The sequence below is a fragment of the Phocaeicola sp. ICN-14070 genome (assembly GCF_037892625.1).
GTDB lineage: Bacteria > Bacteroidota > Bacteroidia > Bacteroidales > Bacteroidaceae > Phocaeicola > Phocaeicola plebeius.
In genome coordinates, this window is record NZ_JBBKBF010000004.1 from 17,656 (window position 1) to 31,362 (window position 13,707).

At 47.9% G+C, this 13,707-nt stretch carries 13 protein-coding genes and 2 tRNA genes; 4 read left to right on the forward strand and 11 right to left on the reverse strand.

The window, feature by feature from the left end:
- Nucleotides 1-25: 25 nt before the first annotated feature.
- Complete coding sequence (locus tag WKT20_RS01965) at nucleotides 26-955, forward strand: J domain-containing protein (protein ID WP_304208615.1); 930 nt, start codon at nucleotides 26-28, stop codon at nucleotides 953-955.
- A 396-nt stretch (nucleotides 956-1,351) separates the two neighbouring features.
- Here WKT20_RS01965 and WKT20_RS01970 read toward each other — a convergent pair.
- From WKT20_RS01970 to prmC, 8 genes are all read right to left on the reverse strand, one after another.
- Nucleotides 1,352-1,436: transfer RNA gene (locus tag WKT20_RS01970), tRNA-Leu, on the reverse strand.
- A gap of 16 nt (nucleotides 1,437-1,452) precedes the next feature.
- A tRNA-Gly gene (locus WKT20_RS01975) sits at nucleotides 1,453-1,525 on the reverse strand.
- 76 nt (nucleotides 1,526-1,601) lie between these two features.
- Nucleotides 1,602-2,942 carry an argininosuccinate lyase gene (argH, locus tag WKT20_RS01980; protein ID WP_117702054.1) on the reverse strand — a complete coding sequence of 447 codons (1,341 nt, stop codon included), beginning with the start codon at nucleotides 2,940-2,942 and terminating at the stop codon, nucleotides 1,602-1,604.
- Nucleotides 2,943-2,982: 40 nt separating this feature from the next.
- Nucleotides 2,983-3,411, reverse strand: coding sequence for an SRPBCC family protein (locus WKT20_RS01985; protein ID WP_340416736.1), 429 nt, complete (start codon nucleotides 3,409-3,411; stop codon nucleotides 2,983-2,985).
- Nucleotides 3,412-3,539: 128 nt separating this feature from the next.
- The gene (gene pyrE / locus WKT20_RS01990) at nucleotides 3,540-4,175 is read right to left on the reverse strand and encodes an orotate phosphoribosyltransferase (RefSeq protein WP_117670158.1); all 636 of its coding nucleotides are present in this window, start codon (nucleotides 4,173-4,175) and stop codon (nucleotides 3,540-3,542) included.
- A 101-nt stretch (nucleotides 4,176-4,276) separates the two neighbouring features.
- A complete protein-coding gene (locus WKT20_RS01995) occupies nucleotides 4,277-4,966 on the reverse strand; it encodes a ComF family protein (RefSeq protein ID WP_304313506.1) in 690 nt (229 codons plus the stop codon).
- Entirely contained in the window at nucleotides 4,950-5,429 is a 480-nt protein-coding gene (locus WKT20_RS02000) for a regulatory protein RecX (protein WP_118164513.1), read from the reverse strand. The genes WKT20_RS01995 and WKT20_RS02000 overlap by 17 nt, the downstream gene beginning before the upstream one ends.
- On the reverse strand, nucleotides 5,426-6,268 hold the full coding sequence (prmC, locus tag WKT20_RS02005; protein ID WP_117702021.1) for a peptide chain release factor N(5)-glutamine methyltransferase: 843 nt from the start codon (nucleotides 6,266-6,268) through the stop codon (nucleotides 5,426-5,428). Before prmC ends, WKT20_RS02000 begins: the two co-directional genes overlap by 4 nt.
- Before the next feature lie 32 nt (nucleotides 6,269-6,300).
- Between prmC and ribD the strand changes: the two genes are divergently transcribed.
- Entirely contained in the window at nucleotides 6,301-7,341 is a 1,041-nt protein-coding gene (gene ribD, locus WKT20_RS02010) for a bifunctional diaminohydroxyphosphoribosylaminopyrimidine deaminase/5-amino-6-(5-phosphoribosylamino)uracil reductase RibD (protein ID WP_340416737.1), read from the forward strand.
- Between the two features lie 2 nt (nucleotides 7,342-7,343).
- On the opposite strand, the gene WKT20_RS02015 is transcribed toward ribD, so the two are convergent.
- From WKT20_RS02015 to WKT20_RS02025, 3 genes are read right to left on the reverse strand one after another with little or no spacing between them, the layout of a single operon-like run.
- A complete protein-coding gene (locus WKT20_RS02015; RefSeq protein WP_340416738.1) occupies nucleotides 7,344-9,005 on the reverse strand; it encodes a TonB-dependent receptor in 1,662 nt (553 codons plus the stop codon).
- Nucleotide 9,006: 1 nt separating this feature from the next.
- Nucleotides 9,007-12,024 (reverse strand): tetratricopeptide repeat protein, encoded by a 3,018-nt coding sequence (locus WKT20_RS02020; RefSeq protein ID WP_340416739.1) that lies wholly within the window; start codon nucleotides 12,022-12,024, stop codon nucleotides 9,007-9,009.
- Nucleotides 12,025-12,032: 8 nt separating this feature from the next.
- Nucleotides 12,033-12,563, reverse strand: a complete 531-nt coding sequence (locus tag WKT20_RS02025) for an NUDIX domain-containing protein (RefSeq protein WP_007559328.1) — start codon at nucleotides 12,561-12,563, stop codon at nucleotides 12,033-12,035.
- A gap of 274 nt (nucleotides 12,564-12,837) precedes the next feature.
- Here WKT20_RS02025 and WKT20_RS02030 point away from each other — a divergent pair, with 274 nt between their 5' ends.
- Together WKT20_RS02030 and WKT20_RS02035 are read left to right on the forward strand one after the other, a co-directional pair.
- Entirely contained in the window at nucleotides 12,838-13,308 is a 471-nt protein-coding gene (locus WKT20_RS02030) for an Lrp/AsnC family transcriptional regulator (RefSeq protein ID WP_007559330.1), read from the forward strand.
- Nucleotides 13,308-13,625, forward strand: coding sequence for a DUF4491 family protein (locus WKT20_RS02035; protein ID WP_007559331.1), 318 nt, complete (start codon nucleotides 13,308-13,310; stop codon nucleotides 13,623-13,625). The genes WKT20_RS02030 and WKT20_RS02035 overlap by 1 nt, the downstream gene beginning before the upstream one ends.
- Nucleotides 13,626-13,707 lie beyond the last annotated feature (82 nt).

Consider the following 13,707-nt stretch of genomic DNA (forward strand, 5'->3'; position numbering starts at 1 on the left):
GGAACTAACTTAAAACGATTGATATATGGCATTTATTGATTACTATAAGATTTTGGGAGTAGACCGTAATGCCACTCAGGATGAAATCAAGCAGGCATACCGGAAGCTGGCCAAGAAATATCATCCTGACCTGAACAAGGATGACCCGTCGGCAGAAGGAAAGTTCCAGCAAGTGAATGAAGCCAACGAAGTATTGAGCGATCCCGAAAAGCGTAAGAAATACGACGAATATGGCGAACACTGGAAACATGCCGATGAGTTTAAGCAGGAACGTGAGGCATACAGCAGGGCACAGCAACAGCACGGTGGCTCCGGCTACTGGTACTCCATGAACGACGGTGAATTTACGGAAGGATTTGGAGGAACAGGAGCAAGCGGCTTCTCCGACTTCTTCGAACAGCTTTTCGGGCACGGAAGAGGTGGACGAGGAGGATACCACACCATGTCGAGGGGACAGGATATAGAAGCACAGATGCACTTGTCGCTCAATGAAGCCTACGTCACCCACAAACAGACTTTCAGCATCAACGGTGAAAATATCCGTATTACTGTGCCGGCAGGAGTGGCCGACGGACAGACCATCCGTCTGAAAGGCTACGGCCAGAAAGCCATGAACGGAGGAGAAAACGGAGACTTGTACATCACCTTTGTCATCGATAAGGATGATACCTTCGAACGTAAGGGAGATGACCTCTACACCCACGTCAATATCGACTTGTACACTGCCGTACTGGGTGGAGAGATACAAGTGAAAACCATGGACGGAATGGTCAAACTGAAAGTAAAACCGGGTACACAGAACGACACGAAGGTCCGTTTGAGAGGAAAAGGATTCCCAGTGTACAAACAGACCGGCCAGTTCGGCGATATGATTGTATCGTACCACATCAATATCCCGACCTCCCTGACCGAAAAACAGAAGGATTTGTTCAACCAGCTGCGCGCTGCCAGCTGATAAAGCAGCAATTTCATAACAACTTCATTTATATCAGCTTCATTTATATCAGCTTCATAATTTCCAGTACTTCCGTGGAAGTACTGCAGTACTGTCAAGGAAGTACTGTAGTACTTTCAGGGGAGTACTGTAGTACTGCCTAAGAAGTACTGAAAGCATGACTTTTCCTGATATAACTAGACGTCTTTTCTTTTTATAAACTGGAACAGTAGACACTTTGCATACTCACTTTAACTGTAGCATTCATACAGCATCCGGATTTAACTCATGGTTTAACTTTCGGTTTAACCGTGAGCCCCAGAAACGCATAAACTGAATGTAATAAGGATAAGTCCAATCCAGCGTATAAAAAGGAAAAGGCTCCGTAAATCATTGATTTACAGAGCCTTTTTCATGTACTCGAAGCGGGACTTGAACCCGCACAGCCGCAATGGCCAAGGGATTTTAAGTCCCTCGTGTCTACCGATTCCACCATTCGAGCATCCTTTCAAAGAAAGAGCGGAAAACGAGACTCGAACTCGCGACCCTAACCTTGGCAAGGTTATGCTCTACCAACTGAGCTATTTCCGCGTTTACGGGTGCAAATGTAGGGAGTTTTGCGATATACTCCAAACTTTTCACCCGTTTTCTTTCTAATTTTATGCAATTATCTTCCTAAAAGTGAGTTTTCAGCTTGAATCACTTTCTCGAAGTTGAAGCCACTCACCACTTGCTGCATCAGTTCTTCAATCTTGTCATTGCACAAGTTACCGATACTTCCGGCATGCGTGTGATGTACGGTCTTATCGTGTGAGAAGTTTCCAGCCTCAATGTCCAGCCCTACTTTCTTATATGCATCACGGAACGGCATTCCTTCTGAAGCCAGACGGTTCACCTCTTCCACACTGAACATATACAGGTATTTGTCATCATCCAGAATATGTTCGTTGATTTTGATTTTCTCCATGATGTAAGTAGCCATCTGCAAGCAGTCTTCCAGCTCCTCAAAGGCAGGAAGGAACACTTCCTTGATAATCTGAAGGTCACGGAAATAACCTGAAGGAAGATTGTTCATAATCATCATAATCTGCTGCGGAAGAGCCTGAATCTTGTTGCATTTGGCACGGGTCAGCTCAAACACGTCAGGATTCTTCTTGTGCGGCATGATGCTGGAACCAGTGGTACATTCATCGGGCAACTTCACGAAGCCGAAGTTCTGACAACTGAACATGCAGGCATCAAACGCCATCTTCGACAGTGTACCGGCAATGGAAGCCAGCGCAAACGATACGTTGCGTTCCACCTTGCCACGGCCCATCTGAGCATACACCACATTGTAATTCATTGAATCGAATCCCAACAGGCGGGTGGTCATCTCACGGTCCAACGGGAAAGAAGAACCATAACCTGCTGCCGAGCCCAATGGATTACGGTTACAGGTCTTATATGCAGCCTGAAGGAACATCATATCGTCCACCAAGCTTTCTGCATAAGCTCCAAACCACAGACCGAAAGAGGAAGGCATGGCAATCTGCAGGTGGGTATATCCCGGCATAAGCACATCCTTGTAACGGTTGCTCTGAGAAATAAGTACATGGAACAAACGTTCTACAGCTTCTGCCACCGATTTCAACTGAGCACGGATAAACAGCTTCAAGTCGACCAGCACCTGGTCATTGCGCGAACGTCCACTGTGGATTTTCTTTCCCACATCCCCCAGGCGGCGTGTCAGCATCAGTTCCACCTGTGAATGTACATCCTCTATTCCGTCTTCAATCATAAACTCCCCGCGTTCTACGGAAGCGTATATATTTTTCAGTTCTTCCAGCAAAATCTTCAGTTCGTCCGAGGTCAGCAGACCGATACTTTCCAACATGGTAATATGCGCCATCGAACCCAACACGTCGTACTTTGCCAGATACATGTCCATTTCGCGGTCACGTCCCACGGTAAAGCGGTCAATTTCCGCATTTACCTGTACATTTTTTTCCCAAAGTTTTTGAGCCATAATTTCAGTTTTTATCTCCGGCATCTGCCGGTCATTTCAATTAATAAGGAAGCATGGCCAGCATGTCAGCCAGTTTCTCTACTCCCTCCTGCAGGGGCTTTGACACCATGGCTTTCATGAACATGTTCACTTCCGCACGGATAGTCACTTTCATTTTAGCCTCTTCCTGTGTTACAGGCAGAATCTGAATCCACAGATTCAAAGGTATGGGCGATTTGTCACCTTCAAACTTGATGCACTTCAAAGGTTCACGCTCAATGATGCGCAATGTAAGACTGATGCCCTGTACTTTCAAGGTAATGGAATCACGGTCGAACGACATATCTTCCAGTTTCCCGTCCTGCTTGTCCTTCACCATGTCCAGACGTTCCCGAACTCCTTCCAGGTTATTCAGGTCGGACAGTTTGTTATATACTCGTTCCTGACTATAAGGAACATGCTTCACATTGCTTTCAAATTGTACAGCCATATTTTTTCAATCTTCAGGAAAATTCTCCCGTCATCGCATAAAAAAATGTCATCTTGAGCAGAGTGGACTCGCTCAGGATGACATCTCCTATTTACAATCCGAGACTGCTTTCCCAGTTACAGAATCTATTATTTTCCAGTCCAGTGAGAAGGATCCTCTCTCCATGCCTGCAGCACAGGGATATCCTCTTCATTGATATAATCGGTCTTCAAAGCTACTTCCAGCACCGCATTGTAGTTGGTCAGTGTAACCAGTTCTACTTTTGCTTTCTTGAAGGCTTCTACTGATACATCGAAACCGTAAGTGAAAGAAGCAATCATTCCAATTACTTCACAACCGTCGCGACGGATAGCTTCTACCGCTTTCAAACTGCTTCCACCGGTTGAAATCAGGTCTTCTACAACAACCACTTTCATACCCGGACGCAATTCACCTTCAATCAAATTTTCCAAGCCATGGTCTTTCGGACTTGAACGAACATATACGAACGGCAAGTTCAACTCTTCTGCCACCAGCGCACCCTGTGCAATCGCACCTGTAGCTACACCTGCGATGGCGTCTACTTCACCGAATTTTTCAAGAATAACACGACAAATTTCTAACTTTACGAAGTTACGAAGTGCAGGATATGACAACGTCTTACGATTGTCACAATAAATCGGCGATTTCCAACCTGATGCCCAAGTAAACGGGTTAGCCGGCTGAATCTTCACAGCCTTCACCTTCAGCAACTTTTCTGCAAATAATCTTTCCAAAGCTTTCATAACTTTTTAATTCTCTGATAAATGTTTTTGCAAAATTATAGAAATACATCGGGAATAGAAAATTTAAGAGCATTAATTTTACTAAAACCCGTCAGATTGTTTTATTTCGTCCACGCCAGTGTAACAATGCTGATACTTATTCCCTCAATATCAGCCAATACATCTGCACAAGCACCTAACGTAGCCCCTGTGGTCAGCACATCATCCACCAGCATCACATGTTTGCCTTGCAGCATACGGGTATCGCCAGCCAGATGAAAAAGATGAATCGTGTTTTCCTGCCGCTCCAACACGGATTTATGGGTCTGGGTCTGGTTGTTACGAACCCGACAAAGCAACCCGTCGCATACTGGAATACCCGTCCGCCCAGAAATGCCCTCTGCCAACAGACGACTCTGGTTATATCCCCTGGTATGCAGACGGTCGGGATGCAAGGGAACCGGCAACAAATAATCTACTCCCTCAAAGAACCCCGTCGGGAGCAGCTCATGCGCCAGCATCTCCCCCATCTGACGGCAGACTTTCTGACGGCCATAGTATTTCATACCGGCCAATATATGGGCAACTTTCCCTCCACGAGCATAATAAAACAAAGCCGACGCCCGCTGTATCGGGAAACGGCCCCAGAAAATCTTTTCCATTTCATTGCCCGGTGTATTTCCTAAGTGCGTATGAGGGAGCTGTGACAGACAATCACAACAAAGAGCCTGTTCGGAGACCTGCAACTTCCGTCCGCAAGCCATGCAGAGACGGGGAAACAGAAAATCCCGGATGTCAGTCAAAATATTCATCCGGCTCTACCTGATTGACAAAACGACGTACTTCTTCCAGCGTAAAGCCACGACCTACGGCAAAGCGAATCAGCTTCATGCTCCGTTCATAGTCATTGGCAGCTTTTATTCCTTTCATTTTCTGCTTCAGCATCTTCTTCAGGATTCCATCGTATTCTTCGGTATCAATTTCCTCCAGTCCGGCACGGATATCTTCATCCGACAGGCGTTTCATACGGAGCATCTGTGCAATCTTCATCCGCCCCCACTGATTGAAACGGTACTTGTCGCGCACATAAAACCGGCAGAAACGAGCTGCATCCAAGTAGCGTTCTTTCTGCAAATGGGCCATAATCCGTTCCGCCACTTCTTCCGAAGCCCCCCACTTGCGAATTTTCTCCTCCACGTCCGACGGGCAACGCTCCACCGACGAGCAATACACTTCGGCTTTACTCTTTATCTCTGCTTCACTATATTCTTTCATGGTCTGATTGCTTTTATCATCCGGTCGTTTCCCGACAAGTCTTTCCGTAATTCAATCTGGCGGTATCCAAGCTCCTCCAGCATCCGCACAGTCTCAGCCCCGTAAGCACGGTTGATTTCAAAATACAATGCTCCTTCTTCCGAAAGCCAGTCAAGTCCTTTCCTGGCTATCCTCCGGTAAAACCGCAACGGATCCGAATCGGGTACAAACAATGCCAATTCAGGTTCCCAGTCGAGTACATTCGCCTCCATATCCGTCCGTTCGCTTTCCGTAATGTAAGGAGGGTTGCTCACCAGCACGTCCACCTGACATTCAGGAAGTTCCTCTTTCAGAATATCGGCACAGAACAAAGTCACCTTGTCTCCATAACGCTTTACATTCATAGCTGCAATGCGCAAAGCCTCAGTCGACACATCGCACGAAGAAACCTGCGCTTCCGGCAACAGCTGCGCCAGCGATACGGGAATGCAGCCGCTTCCGGTGCCAATATCCAGAATACGCACCTGTCCTGCCTTCCGATAATCGGAGACAATCCATTCCACCAGCTCTTCCGTTTCCGGACGAGGAATCAGTACCCCTTGTTCCACATGAAAAGACCTTCCACAAAAAGAGGCTTCCTGCAAAATATACTGAAGGGGTTCCCGCTGCTTCAAGCGCCGAAGAATATCCTCCAGTTCCGCCCACTCTTTCGTGGAAAAATTCATATCTTTGCCTGTATAAAGTTCAAGAGTAGAGAGATGCAGAATATCCGAAGATATCCACTTTGCCATGGCTGAAGCCTCTTCTTCTGCATAAAAAGGACTCAGCTCTTTTTTGATATATACATAAACCGGATGCATAGTTGCAAAAGTAACGATAAAAAACGAAGAATATGACGATAGACGAAAAATATATGCGGCGCTGCATACAACTGGCCCGAAACGGTATCTGCCATGCAGCTCCCAACCCCATGGTGGGGGCCGTCATTGTACGCGACGGAAAAATCATCGGTGAAGGTTACCACGTGCGCTGCGGAGAAGGCCATGCCGAAGTGAATGCCATCGCCTCGGTCAAAGATGAAAGCCTGCTGAAAGATGCTACCATTTATGTGAGCTTAGAACCCTGTTCTCACTATGGGAAAACTCCTCCCTGTGCCGACTTAATCATACGGAAAGGGATTCCGAGAGTCGTAGTAGGCTGTGTAGACCCGTTTTCTTTGGTAGCCGGAAGAGGAATCCAGAAATTGCGGGATGCCGGTATTGAAGTGACGGTCGGTGTACTGGAAAAAGAATGCCGGGAACTGATTCGTGCTTTCGTGACATTCAACCTGAAGAAACGTCCTTACATCACCCTGAAATGGGCACAGTCGGCCGACGGTTTTCTGGACATCCGGCGTGAAGACGGAAACGCGGTACGCTTTTCCACTCCTCTCTCCACCTTGGCGGTTCACAAGATGCGGGCCGAACAGAAAGCCATCCTCGTGGGACGACGCACAGCCCTGCTCGACAACCCTTCGCTCACGGTACGCGAATGGTACGGACAGAACCCGCTCCGGCTGGTCATCGACCGACAGCTGACTTTGCCGCCTCACCTGCACCTGTTCGACGGCAGTACTCCTACCCTCGTCTTTACGGAAAAAGAAAAGGCCGCTACCCAGAACCTCACTTACGTGACACTGGATTTCGGCCAGAATATTCTCCCGCAAATCATGCAGGTGCTTTATGAGCAAAAAATACAAACATTACTGGTAGAAGGCGGAAGCCAGACGCTCCAGGCTTTTCTGGAACAAGGACTATGGGACGAAGCATTCATAGAACATGCCCGCGTGACCTTGCACGACGGTATTCCTGCTCCCCTCCTTCCGCACGGACAAGAAAGCCGTTTCTTTTTCCGTGACGGCGCACTGATTCAGCACTGCCGCCACGCAGAATAAATTTAGAAACGGCAGCTGATGCCTGCCATAAAATGCAGACCTTCCACCGGATAACCTGCTTCAGTAGCGTATACCTTATTGAGTAGGTTATTCAGGCGGCCAAACACGTTGATGCGGTTCAGCAACTCATACTCTGCTCCTACAGACAGGTTATTGATGGCATCCGCACGCCCAAAATCACCCATCTTCTGACGACGTTCGTAGTTGTAGTTCAAAAGGGCATGGCAATTCTTGATTACCTTGGCACGCACACTGAAATCGGCCTTCAATTCGGGCTTCAACTGTAACAAGCCTTCGTTTTCTTCCGTCACATTCCAGCTATAATACGTACCGTTTACAGAAAAGTCTACCCAGTCACGGTAGGCATAGCTCACAGAAACGCCTCCATAACCGACTTTTCCCTTATCCTGCAGGATACCTGTATAGAACACATTCTGCTCATCCGTATAGAATTCTCCCGGTACGGCAAACAGTTCATTCTTGGTAATACGGTAACCTCCGTAAAGTTCGAAACCTAATCCGATAACCGGAGAAGCCTTCAAACCGATTTTCGCATCTAGCGGTGTATAGGAAGTACGCATCTGCTGTGCAATTGTCCAGTAAGGTGAGAAATCATTCAACCGGCGGAAATCATTCAGACGTGTTCCGCCCAATACATTGAGGTAAGCCACATACGTATCGGCAAACGTATATTCCAGTTTGACATCCGGCGCAGCCTTTAGTCCGCTGCCATAAGCCGTCTGCAAATCCACATGGGCCCCCACCCGCAACTTCACGGATTCACCTTGATAGGTGTAGTACGGATTCAACTGCAACAGCGTATAATCCTGCTGCGACACATCGTGAATCAGGTTGTCCATCTCCAGACCGACGCCCACCTGCTGTTCCTCATTGATATTACCAGCCATGAAACCTTCGGTATGGAAAATATTTTCAGAACCATACTCCATGTAATAATTATCATAACGCAAGCTGAAGCTACGCAAGCCGGTCTGGAAAGCAAACTGTATAGGCAAGTCCTTGTCGCGGGACACCACTCCTACATACCCTTCACCCAATGTATAACGCTGTGTGGTAGGCCAGTTCTCCACCCCTTCATTCATGGACGGCATATAATTAAATACCTGCGAAGCAAAGGCACCTCCTAATTTCAACGCTACCTTCCGGAAATCATGCCGGTAATCCAGCGACACATCCGTACGGTAAAAACGCGATTTCCACTCCTCTCCTTCCATGAAATGCGGAATATCCCCGTTCAGCCCGTACAAAGAAGCCATGATTCCCAGACGGTCTTTCGAAGAAATATCCCATAGATAACTTCCTCTCAGGTCCACATTGTTCAGCGTACCGTAAGCCGCACGGACATAGCCCCTGTCAGCTCCCTTCTGAGCCAGTTCTCTGGACATCGCCTCCATAGGAGTGGCTTTCCAGGCTCCCAACGGACGCAAATCCGTCGCATAATTAATGGCCTGCTTCGGAGCCGCCGGCTCCTCCACCTCGGGCATGACATTCACCTTAAAGGCATCCATCACCTCGGGGTTGTACTGATTTTCCACTACCACCGTCCGGTTCAGTGTAGAATCTTTCTCCCCTCCATTCTGCGCACATACCGTAGCTGCGGGCCACAGACCGGCGCAAACCAATATCGTACTTATGTATTTCATCTTACTTTACACTTTTAAGTTTTTCCAGGCGACTTTCAATCATTCCGGCGATGTCATCATCGGCCTGATAATTCTGCTGCAAAGACAACAAATACTGCTTAGCCTCCATCTTGCGATCCAGCTTCACGTACACATCCGACAGCAGGACGAAGCTTCTTGCCAGCCAGTATGCATGCGGTGTACTGACTTCGATGTATTCCAGCACTTCCTTCTCTGCCTTGGCAGTTTCTCCCTCATCAAAGTAGGTCTGTGCCACCAGGTATTTGGCTTCTGCTCCGTACACATTACGCGTATCCTTGGCAAGTTCGGTCAAGTCGGCCAGTGCAGCCTTCTTCTGCCCTTCTGCCAACAACGCCTTGGCACGGAAATACAACGCCTCGCTACGTACCTCCGGCGTCAGCTTGCTCTGCTTGAGCAGCACCGAAGCAGTCGTCACGGTTTCAGCCCGGTCGCCCAACGCACAAGCACTTCGCAGAGCACCCACTTCAGCCTGCAGACGCTCTTCCTGAACAGCCGAGCGGTCGGCCAAACGCTTGTAAAGGTTCAACGCCTTGGCATATTCCTTCTGGTTGTAAGCCATATCGGCACAAAGTGCCAAAGCCTTTCCTTCGTACTTGCTTCCGGAAAAACGCAACACTTCTTCCAGACGGGCTGCTGCCGCCGCATAATCCTTCTGGTTATAATCAATCAAACCTAAATAATAAGACGCATCCACACTGAAAGCTCCCTGCGGGAACGACTGAAGATAGCGGGTCAGACTGGTCTTCGCTCCGGCAATATCCCCACGCATGTAAGCACGTTCGGCTGCCGTATACGTCAAAGAGTCGCGCTCGCTCACGTTGAAAGTCGCACCGCCAGGTACCGTAGAAGCAAACGCCATATAGTCATCCACTTTATTCAAATCCACATAGATGGACTTCAAGTCACGCTGTGCCAAGCGCGCCTCCGCACTACCCGGATACTTCGTAATGACCTGCTTGTAAGCTGCAATGGCTTCCTCGTAGCGGTCGTTCTGATAATAAAGCAGACCTATTTCATTGGCCGCCTTACGTGAAAGTTCGCTTTCCGGATAACGCTGGACCAGCAACGAATAGCGCTTGATAGCATTCTCACTATCCTCCATCTGCACAAAGGCACGTCCCTGCTCATACAAAGCATCGTCCAGATAAGCCGACGACGGATAATCCGTAATCAATTTGTTAAGCACCTGAATCTTTCCAGCATAATCACGCTGCAGTCCTTTCACAATACCCTCCTGGAACAACGAATAATCTCCCAGCGAAGGAGAAGTGATGACAGCCTGCGCGTATTGCTGGCGGGCTTCTTCAAAACGGCGCTCATAAAAATAGCAGTCACCGATACGGTTGTACGCATCGCCTGCTACAGAAGCCTCCTGTGTACGTCCGTTCTGCACACAGCGGACAAACCAGTCGCGTGCGGAATTATATTGTTTCTGCTTGAACAGACTGTATCCCAAACAGTAAAGAGCCAGTCCGTATTCCTGTGAATTCTTGTCGGTAGCAAACTCCAGATACAGCCGCATGTCATTGGCCGCCTCCGGATAACGTTCCAGACGATATTTCGATTCTCCGCGCCAATAATAGGCATCGGCCTTGGTTTTCTGATTATACTGACCCAACTGCAAAGAACGGGTAAAATAATCAATGGCATTCCGATAGTCGGCCTGTGCAAACAGCTGTGTTCCCATACGGAAAAGCAGTTTCTGTTTCGCTTCCAGAATGCGGGCACTCGGATGCGTGATTTTCTCGATAGAACGCAACGCCACTTCATAGCTGCGGGTGTTCATATACACCTCTACCAGGTAATCGTTCACCTTTTCAGCATATACCGACGACGGATATTCGTTCAGGAAGCGTTCGAACACCGTTACCGACTCGGCAAAAGGAGAATAAGACGTTTCATGAATACAAAGTGCATAATTGAACAAAGCCTGTTCCTGAATGCTACGGTCGAAGTCCATACGCGAAGCCTGCTCGAACGCCATACGTGCCTGGTTGCGCTCCTTCAACTGCAGTCCGGCCAATCCCATGTGCAGGTAAGCATTCTGAGCCAGCGCATCCTGCGCACCGGTTGCCTCACCCAAACGCGACAACGCCTTGGAATAGACTCCCGTATTAAAATAACTCATACCCAACTTATACATGGCCAAACGAGCGGGCACCTCCTCCGCTTCGTGGTAGCGTTCCAGCGACTGGATGGCAGCCGCATAGTCTTTCTGTCCGTAAGCCGCCTCACCGGAGATACGGTTCATCTGAGCGGCATACTTCTCTTCCGGATACAAAGCCAGATAAGCATCTGCCACCTTTCGGGCCTGTGCATAATTTCCCTGAATCAGGTAAATGTCGGCAATATAATAAGGTGCCAGCTTCTGGAACTTCCGGTCATCCTGCACCTCACGGAATCCCTGCAAGGCGGTATCATATTTCTGCTGTACGTAATCAATATAAGCCAAGTTGTACACCGCATCGTTATGGAAGTCCTTACTCGTCTCTTTCAACACAGCGAACCAGAAAGCCGCATCCTGCAATTTACCGACTTTCAGGTACGACGTACCCATACGCAGGGCACTGGCATCCCGCTCTTCATCGGATAAAAGAGAAATGTCACAACCTTTCAGCGTAGCAATGGTTTCCATGTATTTCTCTTCCGAAAAATAGCTGGCTCCTATCAGCGCCTGTACCCGATTGCGGTAACGCGACTCCGGATGTGCTTCCAGATAATCCGACAGCACTTCACGGCAATCCGGCATTTTCAATTCATAGGCCGTACAAGCCAACATATAGTCCACTTCATCGGCCCAGGCCTTTTCCCCCGCCTGACGGGTATAGCGCACCAAAGTCTGTCGGGCTGCCGCATAATCCTGACGCAAGAACAGCTCCCGCCCCTCGTTAAACAAACGGTCTGCCCCGGTCAGCGGCTCCACCTGCTGCCCGGAAACCGTTAACGGCAAGGCACAACACAACCCCGCCATCCATATATATTTCTTATATTTACCCATAATCCCTTTTATTTTTTGTTCCGACAGGTTTCCAAAAAGCGTGCGACTCCCTTACGTACAGAGTCGAGCCCGAAATCATCCGGATTCACTTTGTCCAGCGGCATCCACCATGCATCGGCCACATCGTCCATGGCTTTTATCAGATGGTCATCTTCCACCTGACACAAGAAGAACTGGTCGAGTGTATGTACCAGGAAACCGGAGTACAGATACGTGTTGGGCAAGGAAAACAGATATTTCGCTTCCGTCACCACCAGACCCGTTTCCTCTTTTACCTCGCGTGCCACCCCTTCTTCGCCAGTCTCGAACATATCGATAAATCCGCCCGACAAATCCAGCGTGCCCTTGGCAGGTTCCTTTCCCCGCCGGCAAACCAGCAGTTCTCCTTTCCCGTTCAGGATAAAAGCCACTGTAGCCGCACTTGAGTTAAAATAATACACAAACCCGCAGTCCGCACATTTCTTGGACTTCTCATTATGTATTTCAAAATGAGGAGAACCACATACGGGACAAAACTTAAACAATTCCAATGGATGCATAGTTCTTGAGTTTAATAAATAATAAGTCTTACAAAGATAGTGAAAGGTGAGAGAAGTACGAACGAAAAACATGTTTTTCGATTCTACCTTCCAACTGCATCCTATCTTCAAGGAGTCAAAGATAGTCAAATAGGGCCGAACGACTTACACAATTTACCCACAATTTGTTCTTTCACCCAAAATAATCACGTTTTTTTCGGCAAAATAGCATATAGATAAAAAAGTTTTTCTACATTTGCTTACAATATGATAAAAACAAGAACCATTTAGTAGTATGGAGAAAATTGATAAACTTGACAAACAGATTCTGGAAATCATTTCACAGAATGCCAGAATCCCGTTCAAAGACGTTGCAGCAGAATGTGGCGTGTCACGTGCTGCCATTCACCAACGCGTTCAGCGCCTGATTGACCTTGGCGTAATTATCGGTTCAGGCTACCATGTAAATCCCAAGAGCCTGGGATATAGCACCTGCACATACGTAGGAATCAAGCTGGAAAAAGGCTCTATGTACAAGAGCGTAGTGGCAGAACTGAAGAAGATTCCGGAAATCGTGGAATGTCATTTCACCACTGGTCCGTACACCATGCTGACCAAACTGTATTCTACCGATAACGAGCATCTGATGGATTTGCTGAACTCCAAGATTCAGGAAATTCCGGGTGTAACCGCTACGGAAACCTTGATTTCACTGGAACAGAGCATCAAGAAAGAAATTCCCATCCGTAAAGACGCCGACGAATAATGGAATGGATTGACAGCCTTCATTGGGAAGGAATCCTTATCGGAATCTGCACATTCCTGATTATCGGTCTGTTTCATCCGGTTGTAGTCAAAGCGGAATATTATTGGGGAACGCGCTGCTGGTGGATTTTTCTACTATTGGGCATCGCCGGCCTTATCGGTTCCGTGCTGGTAAGTCAGATTCTGCTGTCGACCCTGTTGGGAGTTTTCTCATTCTCTTCTTTCTGGACCATCAAGGAGGTCTTCGAACAGCGCGAACGCGTGCTGAAAGGCTGGTTCCCGATGAATCCGAAACGGAAGAAGGAATATGAACAGTAATTATACTTCAAATAAAAATAGAATCAGAAAGAATATTAGATTTTCTTTCTGATTCTATTTTTATTATATAACTCCTAATCTC

What these genes read in the sequence shown, in the direction of transcription:
- WKT20_RS02020 (WP_340416739.1), bottom strand. Translation starts at nt 12,024, where the DNA reads ATGGGTAAATATAAGAAATATATATGGATGGCGGGGTTGTGTTGTGCC.
- WKT20_RS02015 (WP_340416738.1), bottom strand. Translation starts at nt 9,005, where the DNA reads ATGAAATACATAAGTACGATATTGGTTTGCGCCGGTCTGTGGCCCGCA.
- WKT20_RS01965 (WP_304208615.1), top strand. Translation starts at nt 26, where the DNA reads ATGGCATTTATTGATTACTATAAGATTTTGGGAGTAGACCGTAATGCC.
- prmC (WP_117702021.1), bottom strand. Translation starts at nt 6,268, where the DNA reads ATGCATCCGGTTTATGTATATATCAAAAAAGAGCTGAGTCCTTTTTAT.
- WKT20_RS02035 (WP_007559331.1), top strand. Translation starts at nt 13,308, where the DNA reads ATGGAATGGATTGACAGCCTTCATTGGGAAGGAATCCTTATCGGAATC.
- WKT20_RS02000 (WP_118164513.1), bottom strand. Translation starts at nt 5,429, where the DNA reads ATGAAAGAATATAGTGAAGCAGAGATAAAGAGTAAAGCCGAAGTGTAT.
- WKT20_RS02030 (WP_007559330.1), top strand. Translation starts at nt 12,838, where the DNA reads ATGGAGAAAATTGATAAACTTGACAAACAGATTCTGGAAATCATTTCA.
- argH (WP_117702054.1), bottom strand. Translation starts at nt 2,942, where the DNA reads ATGGCTCAAAAACTTTGGGAAAAAAATGTACAGGTAAATGCGGAAATT.
- pyrE (WP_117670158.1), bottom strand. Translation starts at nt 4,175, where the DNA reads ATGAAAGCTTTGGAAAGATTATTTGCAGAAAAGTTGCTGAAGGTGAAG.
- WKT20_RS02025 (WP_007559328.1), bottom strand. Translation starts at nt 12,563, where the DNA reads ATGCATCCATTGGAATTGTTTAAGTTTTGTCCCGTATGTGGTTCTCCT.
- WKT20_RS01985 (WP_340416736.1), bottom strand. Translation starts at nt 3,411, where the DNA reads ATGGCTGTACAATTTGAAAGCAATGTGAAGCATGTTCCTTATAGTCAG.
- ribD (WP_340416737.1), top strand. Translation starts at nt 6,301, where the DNA reads ATGACGATAGACGAAAAATATATGCGGCGCTGCATACAACTGGCCCGA.
- WKT20_RS01995 (WP_304313506.1), bottom strand. Translation starts at nt 4,966, where the DNA reads ATGAATATTTTGACTGACATCCGGGATTTTCTGTTTCCCCGTCTCTGC.